The organism is Streptococcus sp. DD10, assembly GCF_001578805.1.
GTDB lineage: Bacteria > Bacillota > Bacilli > Lactobacillales > Streptococcaceae > Streptococcus.
Genome location: NZ_KQ969236.1, coordinates 1 through 232, shown reverse-complemented (window position 1 = coordinate 232; position 232 = coordinate 1). Strand labels below are relative to the sequence as shown.

At 42.7% G+C, this 232-nt stretch carries 1 pseudogene; it reads right to left on the bottom strand.

The window, feature by feature from the left end:
* Nucleotides 1-232: pseudogene (locus STRDD10_RS11705) on the bottom strand (ISL3 family transposase); the annotation flags it as partial.

Sequence of the window (232 nt, the reverse complement as noted above, 5' to 3'; positions counted from 1 at the left end):
AAGCAATGGCGGTCATGGAGTGTTGCTCTATCAGTTTTTGGGTAATTTTCTGGTGAATGATACGAGGAATTTGATGATTTTTCTCTACCAAGTTGGTCTCAGAGACTAGCATTTTTCGGCAGGATTTGCACTGAAAATGACGCTTTTTGAGACGGGTGAGTACCTTATAGCCCACATAATCTAGATAAGGGAATTGAGAGGCTTTCTGGAAGTCGTACTTGCCCATCGAACC